Source organism: Gemmobacter serpentinus (assembly GCF_008973825.1).
Lineage (GTDB): Bacteria > Pseudomonadota > Alphaproteobacteria > Rhodobacterales > Rhodobacteraceae > Gemmobacter > Gemmobacter serpentinus.
Genome location: NZ_WCHR01000007.1, coordinates 42,515 through 68,521, shown reverse-complemented (window position 1 = coordinate 68,521; position 26,007 = coordinate 42,515). Strand labels below are relative to the sequence as shown.

At 60.8% G+C, this 26,007-nt stretch carries 23 protein-coding genes and 1 tRNA gene; 12 read left to right on the top strand and 12 right to left on the bottom strand.

Going from position 1 to position 26,007, the window contains the following annotated elements:
- The first annotated feature begins 73 nt into the window (after positions 1 to 73).
- Positions 74 to 946: a DMT family transporter gene (locus GBJ34_RS05005; RefSeq protein ID WP_151718174.1), complete on the top strand. Its 873-nt coding sequence runs from the start codon at positions 74 to 76 to the stop codon at positions 944 to 946.
- A 12-nt stretch (positions 947 to 958) separates the two neighbouring features.
- Here GBJ34_RS05005 and trhO read toward each other — a convergent pair whose 3' ends face one another.
- A complete protein-coding gene (gene trhO, locus GBJ34_RS05000) occupies positions 959 to 1,861 on the bottom strand; it encodes an oxygen-dependent tRNA uridine(34) hydroxylase TrhO (RefSeq protein ID WP_151718173.1) in 903 nt (300 codons plus the stop codon).
- 97 nt (positions 1,862 to 1,958) lie between these two features.
- Here trhO and pncA point away from each other — a divergent pair, with 97 nt between their 5' ends.
- The 3 genes from pncA to pncB all read left to right on the top strand — a co-directional run bounded on the left by pncA (position 1,959) and on the right by pncB (position 6,342).
- A complete protein-coding gene (gene pncA / locus GBJ34_RS04995) occupies positions 1,959 to 2,564 on the top strand; it encodes a bifunctional nicotinamidase/pyrazinamidase (protein ID WP_151718172.1) in 606 nt (201 codons plus the stop codon).
- A gap of 119 nt (positions 2,565 to 2,683) precedes the next feature.
- The gene (locus tag GBJ34_RS04990) at positions 2,684 to 5,119 is read left to right on the top strand and encodes a hybrid sensor histidine kinase/response regulator (protein ID WP_151718171.1); all 2,436 of its coding nucleotides are present in this window, start codon (positions 2,684 to 2,686) and stop codon (positions 5,117 to 5,119) included.
- Entirely contained in the window at positions 5,053 to 6,342 is a 1,290-nt protein-coding gene (gene pncB / locus GBJ34_RS04985) for a nicotinate phosphoribosyltransferase (protein WP_151718170.1), read from the top strand. Before GBJ34_RS04990 ends, pncB begins: the two co-directional genes overlap by 67 nt.
- A 4-nt stretch (positions 6,343 to 6,346) precedes the next feature.
- Here pncB and GBJ34_RS04980 read toward each other — a convergent pair whose 3' ends face one another.
- Together GBJ34_RS04980 and arfB are read right to left on the bottom strand one after the other, a co-directional pair.
- Positions 6,347 to 7,288, bottom strand: a complete 942-nt coding sequence (locus GBJ34_RS04980; protein WP_151718169.1) for a phosphotransferase enzyme family protein — start codon at positions 7,286 to 7,288, stop codon at positions 6,347 to 6,349.
- Complete coding sequence (arfB, locus tag GBJ34_RS04975) at positions 7,285 to 7,704, bottom strand: alternative ribosome rescue aminoacyl-tRNA hydrolase ArfB (protein ID WP_151718168.1); 420 nt, start codon at positions 7,702 to 7,704, stop codon at positions 7,285 to 7,287. Before arfB ends, GBJ34_RS04980 begins: the two co-directional genes overlap by 4 nt.
- 92 nt (positions 7,705 to 7,796) lie before the next feature.
- On the opposite strand from arfB, the gene GBJ34_RS04970 reads away from it, so the two are divergent.
- The 6 genes from GBJ34_RS04970 (at position 7,797) to GBJ34_RS04945 (ending at position 15,355) form a co-directional block, all read left to right on the top strand.
- Positions 7,797 to 9,686 (top strand): sensor histidine kinase, encoded by a 1,890-nt coding sequence (locus GBJ34_RS04970; RefSeq protein ID WP_151718167.1) that lies wholly within the window; start codon positions 7,797 to 7,799, stop codon positions 9,684 to 9,686.
- 11 nt (positions 9,687 to 9,697) lie between these two features.
- Positions 9,698 to 11,047 carry a sigma-54-dependent transcriptional regulator gene (locus GBJ34_RS04965; protein WP_151718357.1) on the top strand — a complete coding sequence of 450 codons (1,350 nt, stop codon included), beginning with the start codon at positions 9,698 to 9,700 and terminating at the stop codon, positions 11,045 to 11,047.
- A gap of 194 nt (positions 11,048 to 11,241) precedes the next feature.
- Complete coding sequence (locus GBJ34_RS04960) at positions 11,242 to 12,228, top strand: tripartite tricarboxylate transporter substrate-binding protein (RefSeq protein WP_151718166.1); 987 nt, start codon at positions 11,242 to 11,244, stop codon at positions 12,226 to 12,228.
- 76 nt (positions 12,229 to 12,304) lie between these two features.
- Positions 12,305 to 12,772: a tripartite tricarboxylate transporter TctB family protein gene (locus GBJ34_RS04955; RefSeq protein WP_151718165.1), complete on the top strand. Its 468-nt coding sequence runs from the start codon at positions 12,305 to 12,307 to the stop codon at positions 12,770 to 12,772.
- Positions 12,773 to 12,782: 10 nt separating this feature from the next.
- Entirely contained in the window at positions 12,783 to 14,291 is a 1,509-nt protein-coding gene (locus GBJ34_RS04950; RefSeq protein ID WP_151718164.1) for a tripartite tricarboxylate transporter permease, read from the top strand.
- A gap of 80 nt (positions 14,292 to 14,371) precedes the next feature.
- Positions 14,372 to 15,355: a Bug family tripartite tricarboxylate transporter substrate binding protein gene (locus tag GBJ34_RS04945; protein ID WP_151718163.1), complete on the top strand. Its 984-nt coding sequence runs from the start codon at positions 14,372 to 14,374 to the stop codon at positions 15,353 to 15,355.
- Positions 15,356 to 15,676: 321 nt separating this feature from the next.
- On the opposite strand, the gene GBJ34_RS04940 is transcribed toward GBJ34_RS04945, so the two are convergent.
- Positions 15,677 to 16,228, bottom strand: coding sequence for a recombinase family protein (locus GBJ34_RS04940; RefSeq protein ID WP_151718162.1), 552 nt, complete (start codon positions 16,226 to 16,228; stop codon positions 15,677 to 15,679).
- A gap of 715 nt (positions 16,229 to 16,943) precedes the next feature.
- Here GBJ34_RS04940 and GBJ34_RS04935 point away from each other — a divergent pair.
- Positions 16,944 to 17,636 (top strand): hypothetical protein, encoded by a 693-nt coding sequence (locus tag GBJ34_RS04935; RefSeq protein ID WP_151718161.1) that lies wholly within the window; start codon positions 16,944 to 16,946, stop codon positions 17,634 to 17,636.
- A gap of 187 nt (positions 17,637 to 17,823) precedes the next feature.
- Here the strand turns inward: GBJ34_RS04935 and GBJ34_RS04930 are convergent, their stop codons facing one another.
- From GBJ34_RS04930 to GBJ34_RS04895, 8 genes are all read right to left on the bottom strand, one after another.
- Positions 17,824 to 19,212 carry a HEPN domain-containing protein gene (locus GBJ34_RS04930; RefSeq protein ID WP_151718160.1) on the bottom strand — a complete coding sequence of 463 codons (1,389 nt, stop codon included), beginning with the start codon at positions 19,210 to 19,212 and terminating at the stop codon, positions 17,824 to 17,826.
- Positions 19,213 to 19,406: 194 nt separating this feature from the next.
- Positions 19,407 to 20,795 carry a hypothetical protein gene (locus tag GBJ34_RS04925; protein WP_151718159.1) on the bottom strand — a complete coding sequence of 463 codons (1,389 nt, stop codon included), beginning with the start codon at positions 20,793 to 20,795 and terminating at the stop codon, positions 19,407 to 19,409.
- Between the two features lie 100 nt (positions 20,796 to 20,895).
- A tRNA-Phe gene (locus GBJ34_RS04920) sits at positions 20,896 to 20,971 on the bottom strand.
- A gap of 78 nt (positions 20,972 to 21,049) precedes the next feature.
- A complete protein-coding gene (locus GBJ34_RS04915; RefSeq protein ID WP_151718158.1) occupies positions 21,050 to 21,241 on the bottom strand; it encodes a DNA gyrase inhibitor YacG in 192 nt (63 codons plus the stop codon).
- Positions 21,238 to 22,284, bottom strand: a complete 1,047-nt coding sequence (locus GBJ34_RS04910; RefSeq protein WP_151718157.1) for a ribonuclease E/G — start codon at positions 22,282 to 22,284, stop codon at positions 21,238 to 21,240. The genes GBJ34_RS04915 and GBJ34_RS04910 overlap by 4 nt, the downstream gene beginning before the upstream one ends.
- A gap of 3 nt (positions 22,285 to 22,287) precedes the next feature.
- On the bottom strand, positions 22,288 to 22,860 hold the full coding sequence (locus tag GBJ34_RS04905) for a Maf family protein (RefSeq protein ID WP_151718156.1): 573 nt from the start codon (positions 22,858 to 22,860) through the stop codon (positions 22,288 to 22,290).
- Positions 22,857 to 23,075, bottom strand: a complete 219-nt coding sequence (gene infA, locus GBJ34_RS04900; RefSeq protein WP_054301515.1) for a translation initiation factor IF-1 — start codon at positions 23,073 to 23,075, stop codon at positions 22,857 to 22,859. The genes GBJ34_RS04905 and infA overlap by 4 nt, the downstream gene beginning before the upstream one ends.
- A 114-nt stretch (positions 23,076 to 23,189) precedes the next feature.
- Positions 23,190 to 24,227, bottom strand: a complete 1,038-nt coding sequence (locus GBJ34_RS04895) for a dipeptidase (protein WP_151718155.1) — start codon at positions 24,225 to 24,227, stop codon at positions 23,190 to 23,192.
- Between the two features lie 151 nt (positions 24,228 to 24,378).
- Between GBJ34_RS04895 and GBJ34_RS04890 the strand changes: the two genes are divergently transcribed.
- The gene (locus tag GBJ34_RS04890; RefSeq protein ID WP_151718154.1) at positions 24,379 to 25,977 is read left to right on the top strand and encodes an ABC transporter substrate-binding protein; all 1,599 of its coding nucleotides are present in this window, start codon (positions 24,379 to 24,381) and stop codon (positions 25,975 to 25,977) included.
- Positions 25,978 to 26,007: the final 30 nt, after the last annotated feature.

Below are 26,007 nucleotides of genomic sequence, written 5' to 3'. Positions count from 1 at the left end.
GCCTTCTTTTTGCGAAAAGACCATCACGGGCTTGGCGCTTTCACAGCTGGCTCATGAGCGAAGGAAAGTGGCAATGGATCTGCGTGCATTGGCGATGGGGCTGGTTTTTGCCCTGATCTGGAGTTCGGCCTACGCGACAGCACGGCTGATCGTGGTGGATGCCGGGCCGCTTTTGTCGCTGGCGATCCGGTTCAGCCTCTCGGGGGCGATGGCGGTCGGGATCGGCGCGGCGCTTGGGCAAAGCCTGCGCCTGACGCGGGCGCAATGGCGGGCCACGCTGGTCTTCGGTCTGTGCCAGAACGCCATTTATCTGGGGCTGAATTTCGTCGCCATGCAGTGGATCGAGGCCTCTTTGGCTGCAATCATCGCCTCCACCATGCCGCTGATCGTCGCGGGGCTGGGTTGGGCGCTGCTGGGGCAGCGCCTGCCGCCTTTGGGGGTTGCGGGTCTGGTCACCGGCTTTGCCGGGGTTGGCCTGATCATGCTGTCGCGTCTGGGCGGCGGGGCTGATCCGGTCGGCGTCGTGCTGTGCCTGATCGCGGCACTCGCACTCGCCACCGCGACCCTGATGCTGCGCAACGCAAGTTCAGGCGGCAATCTGATGGTGGTCGTCGGCTATCAGATGTGGGTGGGGGCCGCGATCCTTTGGCTGGTGACACTGGCGGTGGAGCCGCTGCGCCTGAACCTGACGCCGCAATGGGCGCTTGCGATGGCCTATCAGATCCTGATGCCGGGGATCCTTGCCACCGCGCTGTGGTTCGCGCTGGTGCGCCGGATCGGGGCGGTGAAGGCTGCAACCTTCCATTTCCTCAACCCGTTCTTCGGCGTGGCCATTGCGGCCCTTCTGTTGGGCGAGGCCATCCGGCTGAGCGATATCATCGGGGTTGCGGTGGTGATGGCGGGCATTCTGGCGGTGCAACTGTCGCGTCAGGCCTCGCAGAGCTGAGCGGCGCGCTGATCAGCCGCCGAAATGGCGCTTGCCGCGTTGGCCCGCCAGCGCGATCTGCTTCATCCGCTCGCGAAAGCGCGCCCGGTCATCGGCATCATATTCATCGACGCAGGCCGGGCAGCAGACGCCTTCCTCCCATGCCGGATGCGCCTTGTCTGCGGCACTGACCGGGCGGCGGCAGGCATGGCAACTGTCATAATCGCCCGGCACCAGCCCATGCCCCACGCTGACGCGCTGGTCAAAGACATAGCATTGCCCGTTCCACAGGCTGCGATCCTCGGGGACCTCTTCCAGATACTTAAGGATGCCGCCCTTGAGGTGATAGACATCCTCCACCCCCTGACCCAGCAGGAAATTGGTGGATTTCTCGCAGCGGATGCCGCCGGTGCAGAACATCGCAACCCGCTTGTTGTGAAAGCGCGCGCGGTTTGCCTCCCACCAGGCCGGAAACTCGCGAAAGCTTGCTGTGCCGGGATCAATCGCGCCCTCAAAGGTGCCGATCGCCACCTCATAGTCATTGCGGGTGTCGATCACCACGACATCGGGTTCCGAGATCAGCGCGTTCCAGTCCTCGGCCGCGACGTAATGCCCGACACGGGCGCGCGGGTCGATATCAGGCTGGCCCATGGTCACGATCTCGCGCTTCAGCTTCACCTTCATGCGGCCGAAGGGCATTTCGGGGCTGTAGCTTTCCTTGTGTTCAAGATCGGCGCAGCCGGGCAGGGCGCGCAGATGCGCCAGCACGGCGTCAACCCCCTCGCGCGTGCCTGCGATGGTGCCGTTCACCCCCTCTTGCGCCAGCAGAAGCGAGCCCTTCACACCCCGCGCATTGCACAGGGCCTGCAAGGGGGCCTGCAAGGCGGCAGGCTCGGAAAAGCGGGTAAAGTGATAAAGGGCGGCGATGGTGATCATGATCCTGCATCTGCGCCTTCACGCGCCATATTGCAAGCGCGGCATTGACGCATGGGCCCCACAGCCTTAGCCAAGGGGAAACCAGCGGGAAATTGTCATGCATCCAGAAAACGAGGCCCTGATCGTCGTCGATGTGCAGAATGATTTCTGCCCCGGGGGCTTGCTTGCGGTGGCCGGGGGCGATGCCATCATCCCCGAGATCAACGCGATGTTGCGGCAATATGCGGTGCGCGTGCTGACGCAGGACTGGCACCCGGCCGACCATAAAAGTTTTGCCGCCAACCATCCCGGTGCCGCGCCGTTTTCGCTGACCGAGATGCCCTATGGCCCGCAGGTCCTGTGGCCTGTCCATTGTGTGCAAGGCACCGAAGGCGCGGCCTTCCACCCAAGGCTGGAAACCGATCCCGGCGATCTGGTGATCCGCAAGGGCTTTCGCTCTGCCATCGACAGCTATTCGGCGTTTTTCGAAAATGACCGTGTGACGCCAACCGGGCTTGAGGGCTATCTACGCTCGCGCGGCGTTGAGGCGGTGATGCTTGTGGGCCTCGCCACCGATTTCTGCGTGACCTATTCCGCGCTGGATGCCGCGCGACTGGGTTTCCGCGTCGCGGTGAAGATGAGTGCCTGCCGCGCCATCGATCTGGATGGCTCACTTGCTGCCGCCTGTCAGCAGATGATGCAGGCCGGGGTTGATCTGATCTGAGGTGGGCTGATCTGGGCCGCGGATCTGGGGCCTGCGGATCCGCGGCCGGATCCCGCTCAGACTTCGTTAACGCGCTCCGCCTAAGCTGACCGCAACCGGATCTGGTTGTGAGGAGCAGGATGCCATCAGTCAGCGCCGAAGCGCGGGAAGATTTCTTCCGGCGCAACAGCCCGTCGGGTCTGCTGCTGCGCTATGCGCGGGGGCGGCTGCGTGGCTTTGTGCTGCGTCAGACCATGACGGTGGCGGGGGCGCTGGCGCTGGCGCTGCTTGGCGCGCCATGGCTTGGGCCGGTGGCGGTGGCGTTCGTGCTGGGGGGCGAGCTGGTCGAGGCCTTGACGCTGCGCTGGCTTCTGTGGCGGGGCGGTGACCCCGGTCCGGTCGTCCGGGGCATCGCCATGCTGGCCGCCGGGCTGCAGGCGCTGATGGTTGCGGCCAGCATCGGCCTGTGCTGGTTCTTCGTGCCGCTGATCGAGGCGCGATTTTTTGCTGTGGTCTTTCTGATGTCGGCGGTCACCAATGCGGGCCTTGCCGGGCGACATTTCCCCGAAGGCACGCAACTGCGTCTCTGGATCTATGGCCTGTCGGCGCTTGGCCTTCTGGTCAGCCTGATTTTGGAGGGCGCGCATCGCGGCACGATGTTCTTCATTCTGGCCATCCTGACGCTGGGCTATGCGGTCAGCCTGTTCCTGAAAACGGTGATGCAAAGCCATCGCACACGCTATCAGTTTGAACGCGCACTTCTCGACAAGCAACACGCGCTCAGCCTGTCGCGCGCAGAGCTGGAGGTGACCGCGCGCAGGTCGGAACGCCTTGCGCTTGCTGCGCGTCATGCCGGTGACAGCATCATCTTCACCACACCCGATGGCCGGATCGAATGGGTGAATGCGGCCTTCAGTCGGATCACCGGCTATTCGTTCGATGAGGCGATCGGGCGCTTTCCCAGCGATATTCTGGATGCGCCTGAAACCTCGCCGCGCACGCTGGCCACGCTGCGCAACGCGGTGCGCACCGGGACCCCTTGCCGCGTGCAATTGCAAAATCGCACCAAGGCGGGCGCGCTGATCTGGATGGATATCAACATGAGCCCGGTCTTTGCCGCCGATGGCCGGCTGGATGTCTTCATCGCGCTGGAGCGTGACGTGACCGAGGCGCGGCGCCAACAGGCCGAGCTTGCCGCCGCCCGCCAGAGTGCCGAGGCCGCGATGCAGGCCAAGGCCCAGTTTCTGGCCACCATGAGTCATGAGATCCGCACGCCCTTGAACGGCGTGATCGGCGTGGCGGAACTGCTGTCGGAAACCGTGCTGGACGCGACGCAGCGCCATTATGTCAGTCTGGTCGAGGAATCGGGCCGGGCGCTTCTGACCATCATCAATGACGTGCTGGACCTGGCAAAGCTGGATGCGGGCAAACTGACACTGGTTCAGGAACGCTTTTCGCTTGCGGATCTGATTGCGCGTAGCCTGGATCTGTTGCGCCCGGTCGCGCAGCGCAAGGGCCTGACGCTGACGGCTGACCTGCCCGATGGCGCGCCGGATTTTCTGGGCGATCCCGGACGTCTGCGCCAGATCCTGCTGAACCTGATCGGAAATGCGGTGAAATTCACCGAAACCGGCGGCGTGACGGTGGCACTGGATCTGGACCGGGACGGGAAACAGACGGCGATCCGCATTTCCGACACCGGGATCGGGATCGCGCCAGAGCGGCAGGCCGCGATCTTTGACAGCTTCGCACAAGAGGACAATTCCATCGCCCGCCGCTTCGGTGGCACCGGACTTGGCCTGACCATCTCCCGCGAGATTGCCCGCGCGATGGGGGGGGATATCACCATCCGGTCCAGTCCCGGCGAAGGATCGGTCTTCACCGTCAAACTGCCCCCTACAGTCACCGCAGCGGTTGCAGGCGGCGCAAATCCCGGGTTGCAGGCACCGCGCACCGCATTGCGCGTGCTGGCGGCGGAAGACAACCGCACCAATCGGCTGATTGTCCAGCGGTTGCTGGAGCCTTGCACGGCGATGCTTTGGCAGGCTGCGGATGGAGAGCAGGCTTTCGCGCTGTGGTCGCAACACCGGCCCGACCTTGTCTTGATGGACATTTCCATGCCGGGGATGGACGGGTTGACAGCCGCCCGCATGATCCGCGCGGCAGAAGCCGCAGCTGACGCACCACATGTGCCGATCTTCGCGCTTACGGCCTTTTCGTCGGATGAACATATGGCGACTTTTGCGGCGGCGGGAATGGATGGTGCCCTTTCCAAGCCTGTCGTCCGGGCAGAGCTTTATGCGGTGCTGCGCGCCTTTGCGGGCGGGCTCCGCCCGTCCGGCGCAGCGGATGCAGAAAACGCAACGCAAACCGCGGCTGATGACGGTTGCGACGTCGCGGGAAAAGTCGGGGCCGCAGCTGGCGAAGCAAAATCGTCAGGTTCCGGCATGAGTGCTTTTGACCTTCCTGCCCCGAATGCCTTAGAGAAGGGGGCAAGGGAGGACCAGAAATGGCCGACATCGCAACGCGCGTCTACAACCACAACTGGAAGATCGACCCGATCGTCCGGTCGCTGATCGATACGGATTTTTACAAGCTGTTGATGTGTCAGTCGATTTTCCGAAACAAGCCGGATACGACGGTGGCGTTCAGCCTGATCAATCGATCCTCCTCGATCCGTCTTGCGGATTTGGTGGACGAGGGTGAATTGCGCGAACAGTTGGATCATGTGCGCAGCCTTGGCCTGTCGCGCGGCGAAAGCACCTGGTTGCGCGGCAATACCTTTTACGGCAAGCGCCAGATGTTCCGCCCCGATTTCATGGAATGGTTCGAACAGGTCCGCCTGCCTGATTACCATCTGGAAAAGCGCGATGGCCAATACGAGCTGACCTTTGAAGGCCGCTGGCCAGAGGTCATGCTGTGGGAGATCCCGGTGCTGACCGTGCTGATGGAGCTGCGCTCGCGCGCGGTGCTGCGCGACATGGGCAAATTCGAGCTGCAGATCCTTTACGCCCGGGCGATGTCGCGGCTTTGGGAAAAGATCGAACGCCTGCGCCGCATCGACGGGTTGAAGATCGCCGATTTCGGCACCCGTCGCCGCCACAGCTATCTCTGGCAGGACTGGTGCGTGCAGGCGATGCAGGAGGGGCTGGGGGATGCATTCACCGGCACCTCGAACTGTGCCATCGCGATGAAGCGCGATATTGAGGCCATCGGCACCAATGCGCATGAGCTGCCCATGGTCTATGCGGCGCTCGCCAATAGTGATGCCGAACTGGCCGAGGCGCCTTACCGCGTTCTGGCCGATTGGCACGAAGAACACGACGGCAATCTGCGGATGATCCTGCCCGATACCTATGGCACCGAGGGTTTCCTGGCCCGTGCGCCGGACTGGCTGTCGAAATGGACCGGCATCCGCATCGACAGTGGCGATCCGGCGGCGGGGGCGGAAACCGCGATCCGCTGGTGGCAGGCGCGCGGCGAGGATCCGCGTGAAAAGCTGGTGATCTTCTCGGACGGGCTGGATGTCGACAAGATCGAGGAATTGCAGGCCCGTTTTGCTGGCCGGGTGAAGGTTTCCTTCGGCTGGGGCACCATGCTGACCAATGATTTCCGCGGGCTTGCGGGCGACCGGCTGGCACCCTTCAGCCTGGTCTGCAAGGCGATCAGCGCCAATGGCCGCCCGACGGTGAAACTGTCGGACAATCCGAACAAGGCAATGGGGCCAAAGGATGAAATCGCGCGGTACAAGCGCGTTTTCGGCATCGGCGATCAGGTCGCGCAGGAGATCGTGGTGTGATAGCCTAACGGCCATCCGATAGCACATGCCGCGCCCACATCGTGGCACGGGCGATATGGGATTTGTGAACGGGATGATCCAGCGGCAGCCGGGTCATCACCCACCCGACCGAGGCCAGCACCCGCGCCAGCGTGAAGACCGGCACCATGGCAGGATCGATCGGGCGATGCGCGCCATAGCCCGCGATCAATGCTGCCTGCAATGCCGGGCGGTCGGGCTCGTAGAGATCCTGCGACAGCACCGTGCCCAGATCGTAATGCCGAAAGCCGATGCCGCTATCGTCGAAATCGATCAGGGCGAGGCCACCATCCGGCCTCACCATGACATTCTCGCGCAGCACATCGGCATGGATCGGACCCAGCGGGTGATCCTTGGCATGGGCGACAAGCCGGTCCCGCAAATGCGCGCGTGCGGCGATCAACAGATCCTGCTCTGCCGGTGTCAGCAGCGGATGGTCCCAGAACCGCCCCCAGAACGGGGTCTCGCCCACAAGACCTGCAATATCCCAGGCGGGGCGATTGAAGTCATCGGGCAGCGTCAGGCGGTCGGTCGCGTTATGGATCTGCGCCAGCAGGGCCCCAAGCGCATGATGGCGGGCATGGCGTTCTGAGGGGCTGCCGGGCAGGGGATGGCCCGCCTCGCCCAAGGCATGTCCCTCGATCCAGGTGAGGCTTGAGGCGAGACGCCCAGATGCCAGTCGTGCAAGCGGCACCCCGTCCCGCGTCGGGATCGGCGCGGGCACCGGCAGCCCGGCCTCGGCCAATGCACCGCACCACCATAATTCTGACCGGATCGCCGCCTCCGACTGATAGCCCTGCCGGTGCAGCCGCAAGGCCGCGGGGCGGCCATCGGGTAGCCGGATCGCGTGAACCGCATTTTCGCGATTGCGCAGCGTCTGGGTGAGGGATGCGCCCCAGAAACCTGCGGCCTCTTCTGCTTCGGTCATTCGTCCTCCACCTTGCCGCGCAGCGACTTGACCTCCGCGCGCACCGCCTTGGCAGCCAGCCGCCGCCGCTGGCTGCCAAGGGTGGGCTTGGTCGCAATGCGCCGCTTGGGCGCGATCAGCGCCTGACGGATCATCTCCACCAGCCGCTCTTCGGCCAGGGCACGGTTGCGGATCTGGCTGCGGGTTTCCTCGGCGCGGATGACAATCGCGCCCTCGGTTGTCCAGCGCCGTCCGGCCAGCCGCTTCAGCCGCGCCTTCACGGCGGGTGTGAGATGCGGTGAGCGTTCGGCCTCGAACCGCAGCTCGACCGCCGTCTCGACCTTGTTCACATTCTGCCCGCCCGGCCCGGAAGATCGCGAGAAAGTCTCGCTCAGTTCCCAATCGGCAATGGAGATCGTGTCGTTGATGCGCAGCATGGGGCGAAGATTAGCGGATTTTCCCCGCCATGGAAGGGGCGGGCGGGGCAAGCGGAGAATATGCCTTTCAGATTGATCTTTGCCCTGCCATCATGCCCGCAGAAGAGGATCGGGGGGATATCAGCCTGTCGTTGCGGTTTCATCGCAAAGCGGCATTTGCCGCGCTTGGCATCGGATTGGGCATCGGGCTTGCTGTCTGGCAAGCCGACCGGCTGGCGCTGCGCTATTATCTGGCAACCGATGCGGCGCGTGCCGAAACCGCGATGCGGCTGACCATCAACGCGCTGGAAGGCGATCTGGCGCGCTATGAGGTGGTGCCGCAATTGCTGGCCGATCTGGATGCGATCCGCCATCTGGCCAGCGAGCCCGACAATGCGCAGCGGCGCGGCCAGATCGACGCGCTGATGTTGGCGCGCAACACCATGTTGCAATCGTCGGATATCTACATCATGCGCGCCGATGGCGAGACGGTCGCGGCCTCCAATCAGGGTCAGCCGGGCACTTTTGTCGGGCAGAATTTCCGCTATCGGCCGTATTTCCACGACGCGCTTCAGGGCCATCCGGCGCGGTTCTACGGGGTGGGCACCACATCCGGGCTGCGCGGCTATTTCTTTTCGGCGCCGGTGCGTGACATGCAGGGCCGGATTGCGGCGGTGCTGGCTGTGAAGATCGGGGTGGACCGGATCGAGGCGGCCTGGCGTGGCAATGAATATCGCGTGCTGGTCACCGACCCTGAGGGGATCGTCTTCATGTCTTCGGTGCCGCATTGGCTTTATGGTGCCACGCTGCCGCGCACGGCAGAGCGTGTGGCCCGGACCGAGGCCTCGCGCCGCTATGCCGATGTGGCGCTGCATGACCTGCCGTTTCAGCGCGCGCAGATTGACGGGGTGGCGCAGGTCCATCTGCCCGCTATTGGTCGTGCCTCGGGGGATGGTGCGGCGGCGGGTGGGCAGTTCCTGATCGCCGAACAGGTGATGGATGAGGCGGGCTGGACCGTGCATGTCCTGCTGGATACTGCCGGGGCGCGGATGCAGGCGCGGGTGGTCACGATCACCGTCTTCTTGCTGCTTTGCGCGGGTCTTTCGGCCGTGGCAGTTCTGGTCCAGCGTCGCGCCCGCATCGCGGAGCGGCTGGCGATCGAGGCGCGCGCTCGTGACGAGCTGGAGCGTCGGGTGGAGGAACGCACCGCCGATCTGGCCCGCGTGAACAGCCATCTGGAGCAGGAGATTGTCGAACGCCGCGCCACCGAAGTGGAGCTGCGCCGGGCACAGGCCAATCTGGTGCAGGTTGGCAAGCTGGCGGCGCTTGGGCAGATGTCAGCGGCGCTGAGCCATGAGATCAATCAGCCGCTGGCCGCCGCCCGCAATTATGCCGATAGTGCCGATGTGCTGCTGGAACGCGGCGATATCGGGCGGGCTCGGCAGAATATCGGCCATATCCTGTCACTGATTGACCGGATGGCGGCGATCGGACGGCATCTGCGCAATGCAGGGCGCAAGCCGAATGAGCAACTGGCCGCGATCCAGTTGCCCGCGCTGCTGGAGGAAACCCGGATCATTGTCGGCGGGCGTCTGGCAGCGGTGGGGGCACGGCTGGAGATTGATCTGCCGCCCGGCTTGCCGCCGGTGCGGGCCGGTGCGACGCGGCTGCAACAGGTGCTGGTCAACCTGATTACCAATGCCGCCGATGCGGTCGAAGGCACCGAGGATCGCCGCATCACCGTATCGGCCAGCCAGCAGGGCGAGCGCGTGGTGATCCGCGTCCGCGACCGCGGTCCGGGCGTGCCTGGCGCGATTGCCGAGCGGATCTTTGACCCGTTCTTCACCACCAAACCGGCCGGCAACGGGTTGGGTCTTGGCCTTTCGATCAGCTATAACATCATCCGCGACTTTGGGGGGCAGATCACCTTGCGCGACGCGCATCCGGGGGCGGAATTCAACCTGACCCTTGCCGCTGCCCGCCCGCATGAGGTCGCCGCATGACACCACCCCAGATGCCGCCCCGCATCTTGCTGGTCGATGATGATGAGACGATGCGCCATTCCACCGCACAGGCGTTGGAACTTGCCGGGTTCAGCGTCGAGACCTTTGCCTCAGCAGAGGCGGCGCTGGCGCTGGCCTCGCCAGGATTCAATGGGGCGGTGATCTCCGACATCCGGATGCCGGGGATGGACGGGATGACGCTGCTGTCGGCCCTGCACGAGATCGATGCCGAGATCCCGGTGATCCTGGTCACCGGCCATGCCGATGTGCCGCTGGCGGTCGCCGCGATCCGGCGTGGGGCCTATGAGTTCATCGAGAAACCCTTTGTGGTTCAGGATCTGCTGGCGGTGCTGCGCCGCGCGGTCGACCATCGCGGCCTTGTGGTGGAGAATCGGCGTTTGCGTGCGGTGGCGGGCAAGCGCGACGATATCGAGGCGAGGATGCCCGGACGCACGCAGGTCATGGTCGATCTGCGCCACCGGCTGCGCGCCATCGGGGCATCGGATGCGGATACGCTGGTGATCGGTCCGACCGGGGCGGGCAAAGAGGTTCTGGCGCGGGCCTTGCACGACATCTCGCCCCGCGCGGGCAAGCCCTTCGTTGCGATAAATTGCGCGGCCTTGCCCGAGGCACTGATTGAATCCGAACTTTTCGGCCATGAGGCGGGGGCCTTTCCCGGGGCTTTACGGCCGCGCTTTGGCAAGTTCGAACATGCGCGCGGCGGCACCATCTTGCTGGATGAAATCGGCCAGATGCCGCTGGAATTGCAGGCCAAGCTGCTGCGGGTGTTGCAAGAACGGATGATCACCCGGCTTGGCGCGAATGAGCCGGTGCCGCTGAACCTGCGTTTCATCGCCACCTCCAAGACCGATCTTGCGGCGGCGGTGGCGCGCGGGGCCTTCCGCGAGGATCTGTATTGGCGTCTGAATGTTGCGGTGCTGCATGTGCCACCGCTTTCGGCGCGGCGCGAGGATATTCCGCTGCTGTTCCTGCATCTGGCGCGGGAATCTGCAGCCCGTCACGGCGTGGCGGAACGTGAGGTGCCGCCTGCGCATCTGTCGGCGCTGGCGGCGCGCGACTGGCCGGGCAATGTGCGCGAGCTGCGCAATCAGGCCGAACGTTTCGTGCTGGGGCTCGATATGGCCGAAGGCGCTCCATCCCCACCGGAAAGCCGTCTGGCCGAACGGATGGCGGAGTTCGAGCGCAGCCAGATCGCCGGCGCGATCTCGGCCCATGGCGGGCGGCTGAAAGCGGTCTATGAGACCTTGGGAATCAGCCGCAAGACCCTTTACGAGAAGATGCAGAAGCATGGTCTCGACCGAAGGTTGATCCGTGATGCAGGGGATGGCGACGACGGGTGAGTCGCCTATGGGTGGAAATCCACCCATCGAAACCGCCGCATGTTCCGCTTTCCGCCCATTGCACCAAAAATGCCCTCGGGAAAATCATCCCGACCGCTGCATGACATTTGCGTGACTGCCGGCAAGCCGCTCTGATTGGATCAACTGCCCGCACGGGAGAGCGGGTAGGCAACATCCGTTTCTGGGAGGAAACCATGGTCATCCGTCACCTTCTCGGCGCTGTCAGCGCCGCGGCCGTCCTGTCTTGCGCGCTTACGGGCGCAGGCTTCGCGCAGGGCTATCCTGAACGCCAGATCACCATGGTGGTGCCCTTTGCGGCGGGCGGGCCGACCGATACGGTCGCGCGCCTGGTCGCCGAAAAGATGTCGGGCGATCTGGGGCAGCAGATCATTGTCGAGAATGTCGGCGGCGCGGGGGGCACGCTGGGCGCTGGCCGTGTGGCCGAGGCGGATGCCGATGGTTACACCATCCTTCTGCACCATATCGGTATGGCGACGGCGGCCACGCTGTATCGCAGCCTGCCCTATGACACGACCAACGCCTTTGAATATGTGGGTCTTGTGACCGAAGTGCCAATGGTCATGGTGGCGCGCAAGGATTTCGAGCCGGTCGATTTCCCAGGCTTCATCGCCTATGTGAAGGAGAATGCCGATACCGTCACCATGGCCAATGCCGGGATCGGCGCGGCTAGCCATTTGTGCGGCATGTTGTTTCAGTCGGCGATTGAAACCCAATTCGTGACCGTGCCCTACAAGGGCACAGGCCCGGCGATGACCGATCTGCTGGGTGGTCAGGTCGATTTCATGTGTGACCAGACCACCAATACCAGCCAGCAGATCGCGGGCGGCACGGTAAAGGCCTATGCCGCAACCTCGCCCGAACGTCTGGCGATCTTCCCCGATCTGCCGACCGTGGCCGAAGCCGGTGTGCCGCAGATGGAGGTTGGCATCTGGCACGGCATCTACGCCCCCAAGGGCACATCGGAAGAGGTGACCACGCGCCTGTCCGCATCGCTGCAAAAGGCGCTGGCGGATGAGGGCGTGGTAAAGGCGATGGCCGATCTGGGCACCGCCCCGTCGCCCGCCGCCGACGCCACCCCTGCCGCGCTGAAGGCCAAGCTCGAATCCGAGATCGCCCGCTGGAAAACCGTGATCGAGGCGGCAGGCGTCTATGCCGACTGATCCGGCACCCCGCAGCCACTGATCCTCTCCGCCCGGCACCGGGCGGAGATCCCTGTCGTCCCTAGGGGGGAATTCGATGACTTCACCAACCACTGACCGCAGCGAGGCCATTGCTGGCGCGCTGTTGATGCTGGCTGCGGGCTTTTTTGCCTGGCAGACCATGGATCTGCGCATCGGCACCGCTTTGCGCATGGGGCCGGGCTATTTTCCGGCCATCCTGTCGGGCATTTTGTTCCTGCTGGGGCTGCTGGTCTTTCTCAAGGCCTTTCGCAGCACCGCCACATCCGAGGCCATGGGGGCCATCGCCTGGCGTGGGCTGCTGTTCATCCTGCCCGCCCCGGTGTTCTTCGGGCTGACGGTGCGCGGCCTGGGTTTCGTGCCGGCGCTGTTTCTGACCGCGCTGATTGCGGCCATGGCCTCCATGCGGATGAAGCTGCATTGGGCGCTGCTGCTGGCCTTCCTTGTCACGCTGTTTTCAACGCTGGTCTTCAGCTATGCCCTTGGCTTGCCGTTCCGGCGGTTCGGCCCCTGGCTGCCGTTCTGAGGGGGGGCACATGGAATTTCTGTCAAATCTCGCCCTCGGGTTCTCGGTCGCAAGCTCGCTGGAAAACCTCACCTTCTGTCTGATCGGGGTGCTGCTCGGCACGCTGATCGGGGTGTTGCCGGGCATCGGTGCCACCGCGACCATCGCCATGCTGCTGCCGATCACCTTCCAACTGGAGCCGGTCTCGTCACTGATCATGTTGGCGGGGATTTACTACGGCGCGCAATATGGCGGATCGACCACGGCGATCCTGATCAATATGCCGGGCGAATCCTCGTCGGCGGTGACGGCCATTGATGGTTATCAGATGGCGCGCAAGGGTCGCGCCGGTATCGCGCTGGCGGTTGCGGCGATCGGGTCATTCTTTGCGGGGACGGTCTCCACCTTCCTGGTCGCGCTGTTCGCGCCGCTTTTGACCACGGTCGCGCTGAAGTTTGGTTCAGCCGAATATTTCAGCCTGATGGTTCTTGGCCTCATCATGTCCGTCGCCTTGGCGCATGGATCGGTGCTGAAGGCGCTGGCCATGGTGGTGCTGGGGCTGCTGCTGGGCATGGTCGGCAGCGACATCTATGACGGGACGCCGCGCTTCACGATGGGCATCACCGCCTATGCCGACGGGTTGAACTTTGTGGCGGTCGCGGTTGGCGTTTTCGGCATTGCCGAGATCCTGCGCAATCTGGAAGACGAGCATGACCGTCAGGTGCTGACCAGCCATGTCGGGCGGCTTTGGCCCACGCGCGAGGATTTCCGCGCCATTGTCGGGCCGGTTCTGCGCGGCACAGGCCTGGGCTCGGTTCTTGGTATCTTGCCGGGTGGCGGGGCGATCCTTGCCTCATTCGCCTCTTACACGGTGGAAAAGAAGCTGTCGAAAAACCCGGGCGAATTCGGCCATGGGGCGATCGCGGGGGTGGCGGGGCCGGAATCGGCCAATAATGCCGGGGCGCAGACCTCGTTCATCCCGCTTCTGACGCTGGGCATTCCGGCCAATCCGGTGATGGCGCTGATGATTGGTGCGATGATCATCCAGGGGATCGTGCCGGGGCCAAATGTGGCGTCGGAACAGCCCGGGCTGTTCTGGGGCATCATCGCCAGCATGTGGATCGGGAACCTGATGCTGGTGGTGCTGAACCTGCCGCTGATCGGGCTTTGGGTGAAGCTGTTGAAAGTGCCCTATTTCATCCTGTTCCCGATCATCATGGCGATGTGTTCCATCGGCGTCTATTCGGTGGCCTCGAACACCTGGGATCTCTACGCTGTCGCCTTTTTCGGCCTGCTTGGCTACGTCATGGGCAAGCTGCGGTTCGAACCTGCGCCGCTGCTGCTGGGCTTTGTTCTTGGGCCCCTGCTGGAGGAACATCTGCGCCGCGCCTTGATCCTGTCGCGGGGCGATGCAGCAACCTTCATCAACCGCCCCATCAGCCTGACGCTGCTTCTGCTGGCGGTGGGGGTGCTGGTGCTGGTCTTCCTGCCCGCGATCCGCAAAAGCCGCGATGAGGTCTTTACCGAAAGCGAAGGCTAAGCGCCGCCTGCGGGGCGCGCTCGCGCGCCCCGCATCCGTCCCGCTAACGGACCCCTGTCTTTTACCAAGGAGGAGACACCATGACCGCAGATTTCACCCGGCGTGCCATGCTTGCCACGACCGCCGCGCTGACCATGACACTTGCGCTGACCCATGCAAGCCCGGCGCAGGCCGATTTCCCCGATCGCAGCATCACCCTTGTGATTCCCTTTGCCGCCGGCGGCTCGACCGATCTGGTCGGAAGGGTGGTGGCCGAACGCATGAGCCAGGATCTGGGCCAGCAGGTCATCGTGCAGAATGTCGGCGGCGCGGGCGGCAGCCTTGGCGCGACCCAGGTCGCCGAGGCCGAGCCTGACGGCTATACGATCCTGATGGGGACCGTGGCGACCCATGCGCTCAACCCGCTGATCCTGAAACAGAAACCTTATGATCCGGTCGCGGATTTTGCGCCCGTTTCGCTGCTGGTTCTGGTGCCCAATGTGTTGGCGGTGCACCCGGATGTGCCCGCCGATACCGTGCAGGAACTGATCGATCTCGCCAAGGCCGAACCGCTGGCCTATGCCTCGTCAGGCAATGGCACGCCGCTGCATCTGTCGGGCGAGTTGTTCAAATCCATGGCGGGCGTCGATATCACCCATATTCCCTACAAGGGCTCGGGTCCGGCACTGACAGATGTGCTGGGCAAGCAGGTGCCGATCATCTTTGACAACCTGCCCTCGGCCTCGGGGCATGTTTCGTCGGGCAAGTTGAAGGCCCTAGGCGTGACCACGGCCGAACGCTCTCCCGCCTTCCCCGATGTTCCTGCCATCGGCGAGACGTTGCCCGGCTATGAGACGTATAGCTGGAACGCGCTGTTTGCGCCGGCAGGCACCCCGCCCGAGGTGGTGACCCGGTTGGCGGATGCCGCCAAGGCCGCGATGGCCGATCCCAAGGTGGCCGAACAGATGGCGACATTCTCGGCCACCATCGTGGCCAGCGACCCGGCGGCACTGGCCGAACATGTTGCCGCCGAAATGGCGAAATGGGAGCCCGTTGTTAAAGGTGCCAATGTCTCGATGGACTGATGCCCCGTTTATGTGACGCGTGAGTATGTGTGACGCATGGTTGCGTTCGGCCGGGCAGACCTTGCCCGGCCAAGTCTTTTCGCGCCCCATCATCCCGGGCCTGCAGCTCGTTGCGCGGCGGATCATGCGCCCCTGCGCATCTGTCATGAATGACGAGATGAGCCGCCAGGATCATCGGCCCGGTCTAAGCATCGATATGTCGAGAGATTGTGATGGTGCCCGGAGACGGATTTGAACCGCCGACACGCGGATTTTCAATCCAAACACTATACATTAAAATTAGATACTTAATGCTTGTGTATATGTTTGTGTGTATATGTTTTAGCCCCGAATCACATTGTAGACGCTGGCGCGACTGATACCGAGACGTTTGGCTATTTCGGTCGGGCCTACATCCTCGGCAACAAGTGCCAAGACCTCACTTTTACGGCGCTGGGCAGTCGGGGCACGACCTTTATACTTCCCGGCTGCCCGGGCTTTTGGGATGCCCTCACGCTGGCGTTCCAGCATGATTTCTCTTTCGAACTCAGCAACACCGCCAAGGACATTCAACATCAACTTCCCGGTCGGTGTATTCGTGTCGATCCCCATATTCAGGATTTTCAACGCAGCGCCCTTCGCGGTGATCCGTTGGAGAATGTCATGCATATGAGCCACCGAGCGGGCCAAGCGGTCCAGCTTGGCAACAACCAGTGTGTCTCCTTCCCGCAAGAAATCGAGTGCGGATGCCAGCTTTTCACGGGCGGCAACATCGACCGACGAAACCTGTTCGCGGAACACTTTTTCACACCCTGCTGCGATAAGATCGCGTTCTTGCGCCTCGACACCAGCAACTTGGTCAAAGGTTGAAGTCCGCGCATACCCCACCAGCATTTCATGCGCCTTTTGTATAAATAGATATTAAGAATCATTTATACAATTTGTGCAAAAAAGGCAAGATAACTTTTGTTAGACAAATATCTGCGCGTATCAGCGGTCCAGCATGACCTTGCCCTAGATGAACATGTCGTCTAGGTCACAACATTTTCCGGGGTGCATTTCTTGAGAAAAGTTAACAATATTGACATAAGTTAGGAATTATGCTATAAACAATAGGTATTCGTTGAAGTCAGAGACAGCACAACGAAAGCACCTCGCGCGCGGAGATCGTTCAAGAGCTCCATCGTGAGTCGCCCGCAGAACAGCGACGCAATCGGGCGCTCTAGCCACAAAAAAAATCGAAGAAATTTTGAGTTTTGCGATCACAACGTGAACACGCAATATAAATATATATATGATATCAAGGAGGTAGTTGGATGGATCATTTACATATTCGGCTGCCAAAAGATCTGAAGTCAGAGTTGAAAAGGCACTGTAGGGACAAAAATGTAGCCGTCACCAGTGCCATCATCATAATGATCAGCAAGGAGCTGCGGGAACGCAACCTTGTCACAGGGGCCGCGACCGACAACAACGGTGACGCCCCTTCTCTGGGCTTCGTCTTTAGGCAGTAAGGCAAGATTTGGGGTGCTGAGGCACCCCATGAGCCGGACCCCAAAACCTCTTTCACACTCGATCTCAACGCCCTTTTCTGGGTGATGGTCGAACAATGTCTGAAAGGATTAAATTATTGAATATAAATAATAATAGTGAAGGATTGGGACGTTCTTTCTGGAAGTATGGTTTACGTCATGAAGTCTTAGCGGCAACTGTATCTGGAATGAGCAGCTTCGCTGAGTTGGATAAACGATGCATTACATTCACCATCCATCTGGATGATCCGGCTCAGCATGAGCCGTTGTGTCGAACGCTGTTCGGCACAATCGAAGCATATTTCACCAAGTTGATTGGTAAGAAACCCAATGTGTCCCACTGCGGACTTTTCTCGGCACTGGATGTGAATGGCAGTAAGTTCAGCGGCGCGGATCGCGATTTGCGACAGGTCCACTGCCATGGGGGCATCTTCGTTCCGCATGGTATAGCTCCGCTGGATCTGGCTCGACTGTTGGAGATCTTGCGCCGCACCGCTTTAACGCTCAAGGGCGTCAAAATTGGGTCAGATGCGATCCTGTTTAAGCTATTCGACCGCCACAGTAACGCCGCAACGCTGGCAGACTACACCGCCTATGCATTGAAAGAGGCAGTTCGTGAAGAAACCATTGGAAATTTCTCCGTCATCCTGCCTTTCGATGATCGAGGATGCATGAACGGGCAGGAGCAAACGCGCATCGAGCGCAGACAGCAAAAAAATCTACGGGTTCTTCGCGGGCAGGAACGTTTCAAGGTCTATAGATCGTGCTGATGCAGGTTAAGGTCGGCGTAGTATCTTGGGTTGCGACGAATTTGTCGGGCGAGTTGCCACTGATAACTGTCGTCCTACAGAAAAATAAATCGCCATCGAAGCGCCTCTAAGGGCGGACAGTTGCCATTCGCTGTGCATCCCAAGCATGACCAATAAATCGCAGGAAGCAGGCATTGCAAGTCCTGAATTAACTCTCACCTCTGGATCTTGATTTGTAAATGCCGTTTTGAGATCCATATCGGTCACGTCGCGGCTCATGCTGATTTGAGGGGTCAAACCCTATATCTTTTAATGTCAACAGCTCAATAACGGCCAGGCCAATGTCTGACCCAATAAGTAAGTCACGTATTTGATGTCTTTCAGAGGGCTCATTGCCGTGTGCAAGCTCATTTCTACGATCTGCCACGATTTGTGCTTGCTGTTCATCACATGCTAAGCCCAAAGGTCGGCACTCAGTGAAAGCTCGTACCAGCAAGTCTTTTAGATTGTTTGTCTGTGGATACCGAGGTTTTGCAAACTCCTGCGCGAAGGTCCTTACTTTTTCGGGTGCCGTGCTTAGATGATTGTTGTATTCAACTACAGATGCCTTGAACTGTTTTTTCTTTTCAGAGCAGTCAGGATACCTCGTGCGTAGCCATTGCTCAACAAAGGCAATCGTTCTTATGAAGCGTTCAAAGACACCCAACTTTGGAGACCGCAAGGTTGTTGCCGTGAAAATACGTTGCTTAATTTGATCGTCTAGCCATGCCCTCACGAGAGCCTGGGGGATAACGTCAATCGGGTCTGTTAAGCGAAGGCTGATATCACTTAGATAGTCAGCTTTTCCCCTTGGGAAGACTCTCAGTCTCAATTTATTGTCAGGCCTATAGCTGCTATTATCCGCATCATTTATCAATACCGACGTATGAAAGTTTCCCGCCGACGAGCCGACCAGAAAGTCGATAAAGCTCAGATGAAACATCGACCACCGTTGTGCGGTCCAGATATCAACTCCATTGTTCGTTTTTAGGCGGGTATACGCCCGAGCAACTCTCTCGCCTGTATGCTCATCATCACGATATGTAATCGTGAAGTTAAGCTTCCCAAGATCAGCCACCTCTGTCTCAGATGACAATTTCTTAGTCTCATGCATGCCATCTTCACATGCGACGGCCTTCTCGCGGCATGCTTGCATTTGCGCAATCAAAACCAGAGATTCGGACCAAAATCCGATCTCTAAAATGGCGTATGGATTGTCAGCATTCACATGCGCTCCTTCAATCAAGTTATCAACATAACCAGATATACGTGCTGATATCTTAAATCCATCGGACAATTCTCCACCGCCGCTGGAGTTGTAAAAAGGCTCTAAAAGGGTGACGGGGCGACAAGAGTTTAGCCAGCCATGCACGACATAATTGTCATGGTCGCCTAATTCTCGGAATGGCTTCACAAATCCCCAAATATTATTGCTGAAAATTTTGAAATGAACACTTTCGGAATTGCTCTCTGGATAGGAAATTACACCTGACCAACCATGGGGAAACTCATTGTCTCCATCTATCGTAAAAGTATATTGTCCTGAATTATCTTTCATTATTTGTCGTCCTTGAGAATTTGACCTTTAATGGTTGCGAAATGCTAGCAATCCACGTTGGAAGTTTTTGAGGCGCTGTAGGCAAGCATAACAAGGCTTCCGTGAGGCTGTCAGGAGCGGGAACGCAAACTCTTGGGCGTAGTTTTGTAGAATGCAGACAGCTGACCAGTTGCCAACGCGGTGGAGATGTCCGGCTATGAACCGGCGTCGTCAGCTGCTGTCGTCTTTCTTTCAGTCTGATACTGTTGGGTCTTCGCGACGAAACTGCTACCTGAGCGCTCTGGGTTTATCGCAACCTTCATTGGTGTATACGGTCCTGGGGTTGTGAAGGTGATCTTATCGCCCCGCTGTGCCTCGGCAGCCCTCCTTGCCTCCTCCTCCTTTTCGTCATGGTGCAGATTTTTCACCATATCGTCGCTCAATGCCATCTTGGCCAGATAGAAGCGTTGCAGCATTTCGACGCTGGTGCCCGCATTGGCCGCCAATGTGTAAATGTTAGTCTTGCCCCCGCTATCTCGTAACCGCTTCTGAATCGCGAAGTGTCGCAGACTGTAAAGTGTCCGCGCATTCCCTTCGTAATCCTGTTTGAGGTGTGCCGCCGCGAGGATGTGGTTGAACTGTTGTCGTGCAATGGTCAGCGCCTTTGCCCGATCCGCCACGTCTGGAAAGAACAGGAATGCCGAGCTGTCAGACCGCCCCGTTTCGGATGACTGTGCCGCGACGATTTTCGCACCGTCTGGCATGGTGACGGTAACCCGCTTGCCGGTCTTGCCGTTGATCTTCACTTCGAGGCTCTTGCGATCACTTCTGGGCGTCAGATCACCCAGCTTGATCGCCATCAGTTCCGTTGTCAGTGGTCGCACAAAACTACTGACCATGAATCGGATCAGGTGCAGGATTTCGTCCGTTACCCTGTTTCCGAAAACTGTATCGCCGCGCTTGATGCAGGACTTCGTCATGTTGAGAAGTTCGTCATACTCCTGATCTGAAAACGCCGGGCGCGGCGTGTCATCCGTGCTGAACGTCTGGATTGCAGGCAACCGCGTCAACGCCCGTTCCTCGACAGCCGCGTTGAAAACTCGATTAAGAACAAATCGGTGCTTGTTCTTGGTCGAGGCCGACAGCGGTTCGTCGCGCGTCTCATCCATCATCGCAAAATATTCGGTGATTTCGGCAGAGGTGATGCCCTCAATCTCTCGCGTTCCGAAATATGCGATCAGGCCATCATCCCGGCGATACAGGATCCGTTCGTCATCCCGAGCGGCATACTTCTTGCCCTTGATCTTGGCTAACCCCAGAGCCTTGCCTGCAAAGTATTCAAAGGTCTTCTCGAACGGAATCGTGTTAATGACCTCAATCACCGGCGCTTTCAAAATCCCGGTTCGCGCCATGGTTTCGGCAGCTTCAATCGCGTTGCGCTTCAACTTTTCTTTTGTGCTTCTCGTGACGTATCGCTTGGCGGTCCGATCATAGAGCCGGACCTGCCAATAGGGGGATGCCCGGACCTTGTGGATTTCTAAGCCACGCCAGATCGTGTGTCGTTCCGTGACTTTGTGACGCGATTCTTGCTTGTTTTGATCCACTGCGACACCCGAAAGTTGTGTATATGCAGTGTGTAGGTTTCAACGCCAGAAACGTGGCTGTCAAACGTTTGCATTAAGTGTCTGATTTTATAAACAAAAATGGTGCCCGGAGACGGATTTGAACCGCCGACACGCGGATTTTCAATCCGCTGCTCTACCAACTGAGCTATCCGGGCACTGTCAGCCTGCGGCTGCTTGGTGGGGCGGTATTAAGCGAGGGCGTGGGGGCTGTCCAGAGGATTCTGGCAAAAATTTCAGTGACGAGGCGGATTTTCGAGCGGGTCGTGTGCGGCACCCTCATTGGCGCGCTCATCTTCTTCCAAGGCATTGCCGGGAATGACATATCCACCCTTCAGCCAACGCCCGAGATCGATATCCGCGCAGCGTTTGGAACAGAAGGGGCGGTATTTCGCATCCGCGGCCTTCTGGCAGATCGGGCAGCTCATCCGCGATCCCCCAGCAGGTCGCGCAGGGCGGCCCGGTCGCGTTTGCGCACCAGCTCAAAGAGACCAAGATTGGTCCAGCCCGACAGGCTGGTCTCGGACGACTCGCCCTTGAAAGCGGCGCGCAACACTTGATCCAGCGTCGCGCGGTCCTTCTTCGGCATCGGCGCGAAATCGACCACGATCTGGCCACCAAGGCCGCGCAGTCGCAATTGGCGGGGCAGGTCGCGGGCCAGCGCGATATTGGCCTTCAGGCTGGCGGCGGGCGAGGTATCGGTGCCGGTGTTCACATCCACCGCGATCAGGGCACGGGTCGGCTCGATCAGCGCATGGGCACCGCCGGACAGATCCACGCGTGGCGACAGCAGCTGGTCCAGCATCTCATGAATGCCGTGATCGGCAAAGCGGCCCTGCACGACCTCATCAGGGGCGGGGTCAGCCCATTCGCGCCAGGCGGTCTCATGCGCCGAGGGGCCCTCGATCAGCAGTTCGGGCTTGCCATCGATATCGTTCAGCACCGCCACGGCCAGGTCGCGCATCTCGAGGATGTCTTCGGCGATCTCGGCCTCGTCGGCACCATCGCAGGCCGAACGCAGGATCAGGCCAAGGTCGCGCGGGGCACCCTCCATCCCGGCCTGGGCCAAGGCTTCCAGATTGGCGCGGCTGTCCTCATCATGGATGCGGCGGCTGATATTCAGCCCCGGCGCGCCGGGGGTCAGGATCGCGTAGCGGCTTTTGAACAGAAGCCGCGTGGTGACGGGCAGGGCCTTGCCCGGCTCTGCGGTGCCGGTGACCTGCACCAGAACGGATTGCCCGGGTGCGAGGCCCGAGACCTGCCGCAGAAAGCCCGACTGGCCCTCGGGCAGTTTGACGAAGACGCCGCCCTGACCCTTGACCAGACGATCCACAGTGCCGCGATAGATCGCGCCGGGCAGGGGGGTATCATCGCCAAGGTCAATGGCCAGGTCATGCAAGACGCCATCCACCACAAGTGCTGCGGCTTGACGTTCAAGCCACTGGTCCAGAACGATCACGCGGCCCTTCATGGCTCAGCTCCGATAAAGATTGTATCCGGCGGCGGCCAGCAGGGCTGCCGTTTCGGCCACAGGCAGGCCGACCACCCCGGTAAATGATCCGGAAATCCACGGGATAAACGCACCCGCCATGCCCTGAATGGCATAGGCCCCCGCCTTGCCCTCCCATTCGCCGCTGGCGAGATAGGCGTTCAGTTCAAGGTCGGACAGGCGCTTCATCTTCACATCGGTCACCACCTCGCGGCACCAGAGGCGGTGGCCCCGGCGCACGGCAACGGCGGTAATGACCTGATGGCGCCGCCCGCCCAGCATGGTCAGAAACTGCGCCGCCTCACCAGCATCGCGCGGCTTGCCGAGGATGCGGCGGCCAAGCGCCACGGTGGTATCGGCACAAAGCACGATATCATCGGCATCGGCCGCAACGGCCTGTGCCTTTTCCCGTGCAAGCCGTGCGCAATAGGGGCGCGGCAGTTCGGACTTGCGGGGGTCTTCATCGATATCAGGGGGCAGGATCGCGTCGGGCACGATGCCCATTTGCGCCAGAAGATCCTTCCGGCGCGGGCTGGCGGAGCCGAGAATCAGCTTCACTTGAAGCGGTAGTTGATGCGGCCTTTCGACAGGTCATAGGGGGTCATTTCCACCTGCACCTTGTCGCCAGCCAGAACACGGATGCGGTTCTTGCGCATCTTGCCTGCCATCGTCGCGATCAGTTCATGGCCGTTTTCCAGCTCGACCTTGAATGTCGCGTTCGGCAGGAGTTCCTTCACGACACCGGGGAATTCGAGCAGTTCTTCCTTGGCCATGTTCACTCCAAAAGGGTTTGGCCCGCGCAGGGGGCGCAGGCTCGGGCGCTAGATGCGCCTGTTTTCCCTGATTTTCAAGGGCGAAAATGCCTGTCTGCCCGATTAGGTGTCGGATCAGCGGCCAATGATGCGGGCCAAGAGCCCCATCCAGTTGCCCCAGCACAGCTTTTCGATCAGCGCCTCGCCATAGTCCGCGGTGCGCATCGCCGCCACAAGTTTGGGCAGATCTGCGGCGGATGTCATCCAGTCCGGCACCATGGTTCCGTCGAAATCCGACCCAAGCGCCACGCCGTCTTCGCCCAGTCGTGCGATCAGGTGATCCAGATGCCGGATCATCTGGCTGGCGGGCATATCGGCCTGTTTGAGTCCGTCATCACGCAGGAAGCCCACGCCGAAATTCAGGCCCACCAACCCGCCGGTCTCTGCCATGGCATCCAGCTGGCGATCGGTCATGTTGCGGGTGGCGGGACAGATCGCATGGGCGGCCGAATGGGTGGAGACCAACGGCTTTGTCGACAGCCGTGCCACATCCCAGAATCCCGCCTCGTTCAGATGCGCCAGATCGACAAGCACGCCCAGCCGGTCGCATTCCGTGACCAGCCGTTTGCCGGCATCGGTCAGGCCTGGCCCGGTATCGGGCGAGGCCGGGAAGTTGAAGGGCACACCATGGCCGAAGATATTGCTGCGGCTCCAGACCGGGCCGATGCTGCGCAGGCCAGCACCATGCAGGACATGCAGCTCGTCAAGGCCCGCGCCGATCCCCTCGCAGCCTTCGATATGCAGGATGGCGGCGACCGCCCCTGCATCCCGCGCGGCCTCGATCTCTGACACGTTGCGACAGAGGCGGATCGCATCGGGGCGCGCGGCGGACATGCGGATCAGGATCGCGGCCTGTTCCAAGGTCACGCGATGCGCCTTTTCCGTGCTGACAGGGGGGAAGGCGCGATAGGTGGCCATCGGATCTGGGGCATCGGACCGTTCGCCCGGCACCCAGATCGCGAAAAACCCGCCCGCAAAACCGCCCTTGCGGCAATTTTCCAATGAAATCATGCCTTCCCATCCGTCAAGGAAGGCCCGCCCCTCGGTGTCGCCCGCCGCCCAAAGACAGGAGAGCAGGTCATTATGGCCGTCAAAAATGGCGGTGGGGGTCATGGATGGCTCCTTTTTCGGGCAGGATCTGGCGGCGATCACGCCATGTTTCACCGCAGTTGACAAGGTGCGGCGAAAGTTGCCCAATCGGTCAAGGATTGCGTTGCAGGCCCTGCAGGGCAAAGCCGTCAAAAACAAGAACGGGGAGTTTACGATGCTGATTGATCCGACCCTTCGCCGGGTGGGCGTTGCTGTTGCCGCCGCCCTCATGATGACCGCAGCGCCGGGGGCGTTGCTGGCCGAAACCCCGGCGGATACGCTGGTGATTGCGGATGCGATTGACGATATCGTCTCGCTTGATCCGCAAGAGGCGTTCGAGTTTTCGGGCCTTGATGTGATCAACAATGTCTATGATGGCTTGGTGGAGCTGGACCCGTCTGAGCCGACCGGCCCGCAGCCGGGCCTTGCCGAAAGCTGGGATGTCAGCGAAGATGGCATGACCTTCACCTTCAAGATGAAGCCGGGGATCACCTTCTCGTCCGGCAATCCGGTGACGGCGGAAGATGCGGCCTTCTCGCTGCAGCGCGCGGTGAAACTGGACAAGTCGCCTGCCTTCATCCTGAACCAGTTCGGCTGGACCAAGGATAATGTCGATCAGATGGTGACCTTTGACGGGGATACCGTCACGCTGAAAACCGACAAGCCCTATGCGCCGACCTTCCTGTATAACTGCCTCACCGCCGGTGTGGCTGTCGTGGTCGACAAGAAGACCGTGCTGGAGCATGAGGCGAATGGCGATCTGGGCAATGAGTGGCTGAAGACCAACTCGGCCGGAACCGGGGCCTATATCCTGAAATCCTACAAGCCGAATGAGGGCTATATCCTTCAGGCGCGCGAAGGCCATTGGCGTGGTGACGCACCGATGAAGGCCGTGTTCATGCGCCATGTGCCCGAAGCCGCAACCCAGCGTCTGTTGCTGGAAAAAGGCGATATCGACGTCGCCCGCGAACTGACCCCGGTGGATATCGAGGGCATCAAGGGCAATGCCGATCTGAAGGTGCAAAGCGATGTGGGCGGGCAGATCTTCTATCTGTCCTTCAACCAGAAAAACGAGGCCTACAAGAACGAAAAGTTCCTGGATGCGATGCGGTGGGCCATCGACTATCAGGGGCTGGCCGATACCGTCCTGAAGGGCAATATGGTCGTGCATCAGGCCTTCCTGCCCAAAGGCTATCTTGGTGCGCTGGACGACACGCCGTTCAGCCTTGATGTCGAAAAGGCCAAGGCCCTGCTGGCCGAAAGCGGCGTGACCGCGCCCAAGGTCGTGATCGATGTGCGCAATGCTGCTGACCGGATGGAAATGGCGCAATCGATCCAGAACACCTTTGGTCAGGTCGGCATCACCGTCGAGCTGAACATCGGCGAGGGCGCCGAACAGCTGAAACGCTACCGCGCGCGCCAGCATGACGCGACGCTGCAAAGCTGGGGCCCGGATTACCCGGATCCGCAGACCAATGCGGGCTCGTTTGCCTGGAACGACAACAATGCCGATGATGCCGGCACCGGCACGCTGGCCTGGCGCAATGCCTATGATCCCGGCCCGTTGAATGATATCACGGCGGCGGCTGTGATGGAGCGGGATGGCGAGAAGCGTGCCGCGATGTATCAGGACCTGCAGCAGAAGCACCGCACGACCTCGCCCTTCATTGCGCTGTTCCAGATCGGTTACAATTCCGCGATGCGTGGCAATGTGAACCACTTCTACACCGGCGGCGCGATTGACAGCGCGGCCTACTGGCTTGTGACCAAGTAAGACGATGCGCCCCCGGCCGATGACAGGTCC

What these genes read in the sequence shown, in the direction of transcription:
- GBJ34_RS05005 (WP_151718174.1), top strand. Translation starts at nt 74, where the DNA reads ATGGATCTGCGTGCATTGGCGATGGGGCTGGTTTTTGCCCTGATCTGG.
- trhO (WP_151718173.1), bottom strand. Translation starts at nt 1,861, where the DNA reads ATGATCACCATCGCCGCCCTTTATCACTTTACCCGCTTTTCCGAGCCT.
- pncA (WP_151718172.1), top strand. Translation starts at nt 1,959, where the DNA reads ATGCATCCAGAAAACGAGGCCCTGATCGTCGTCGATGTGCAGAATGAT.
- GBJ34_RS04990 (WP_151718171.1), top strand. Translation starts at nt 2,684, where the DNA reads ATGCCATCAGTCAGCGCCGAAGCGCGGGAAGATTTCTTCCGGCGCAAC.
- pncB (WP_151718170.1), top strand. Translation starts at nt 5,053, where the DNA reads ATGGCCGACATCGCAACGCGCGTCTACAACCACAACTGGAAGATCGAC.
- GBJ34_RS04980 (WP_151718169.1), bottom strand. Translation starts at nt 7,288, where the DNA reads ATGACCGAAGCAGAAGAGGCCGCAGGTTTCTGGGGCGCATCCCTCACC.
- arfB (WP_151718168.1), bottom strand. Translation starts at nt 7,704, where the DNA reads ATGCTGCGCATCAACGACACGATCTCCATTGCCGATTGGGAACTGAGC.
- GBJ34_RS04970 (WP_151718167.1), top strand. Translation starts at nt 7,797, where the DNA reads ATGCCCGCAGAAGAGGATCGGGGGGATATCAGCCTGTCGTTGCGGTTT.
- GBJ34_RS04965 (WP_151718357.1), top strand. Translation starts at nt 9,698, where the DNA reads ATGCCGCCCCGCATCTTGCTGGTCGATGATGATGAGACGATGCGCCAT.
- GBJ34_RS04960 (WP_151718166.1), top strand. Translation starts at nt 11,242, where the DNA reads ATGGTCATCCGTCACCTTCTCGGCGCTGTCAGCGCCGCGGCCGTCCTG.
- GBJ34_RS04955 (WP_151718165.1), top strand. Translation starts at nt 12,305, where the DNA reads ATGACTTCACCAACCACTGACCGCAGCGAGGCCATTGCTGGCGCGCTG.
- GBJ34_RS04950 (WP_151718164.1), top strand. Translation starts at nt 12,783, where the DNA reads ATGGAATTTCTGTCAAATCTCGCCCTCGGGTTCTCGGTCGCAAGCTCG.
- GBJ34_RS04945 (WP_151718163.1), top strand. Translation starts at nt 14,372, where the DNA reads ATGACCGCAGATTTCACCCGGCGTGCCATGCTTGCCACGACCGCCGCG.
- GBJ34_RS04940 (WP_151718162.1), bottom strand. Translation starts at nt 16,228, where the DNA reads ATGCTGGTGGGGTATGCGCGGACTTCAACCTTTGACCAAGTTGCTGGT.
- GBJ34_RS04935 (WP_151718161.1), top strand. Translation starts at nt 16,944, where the DNA reads ATGTCTGAAAGGATTAAATTATTGAATATAAATAATAATAGTGAAGGA.
- GBJ34_RS04930 (WP_151718160.1), bottom strand. Translation starts at nt 19,212, where the DNA reads ATGAAAGATAATTCAGGACAATATACTTTTACGATAGATGGAGACAAT.
- GBJ34_RS04915 (WP_151718158.1), bottom strand. Translation starts at nt 21,241, where the DNA reads ATGAGCTGCCCGATCTGCCAGAAGGCCGCGGATGCGAAATACCGCCCC.
- GBJ34_RS04910 (WP_151718157.1), bottom strand. Translation starts at nt 22,284, where the DNA reads ATGAAGGGCCGCGTGATCGTTCTGGACCAGTGGCTTGAACGTCAAGCC.
- infA (WP_054301515.1), bottom strand. Translation starts at nt 23,075, where the DNA reads ATGGCCAAGGAAGAACTGCTCGAATTCCCCGGTGTCGTGAAGGAACTC.
- GBJ34_RS04895 (WP_151718155.1), bottom strand. Translation starts at nt 24,227, where the DNA reads ATGACCCCCACCGCCATTTTTGACGGCCATAATGACCTGCTCTCCTGT.
- GBJ34_RS04890 (WP_151718154.1), top strand. Translation starts at nt 24,379, where the DNA reads ATGCTGATTGATCCGACCCTTCGCCGGGTGGGCGTTGCTGTTGCCGCC.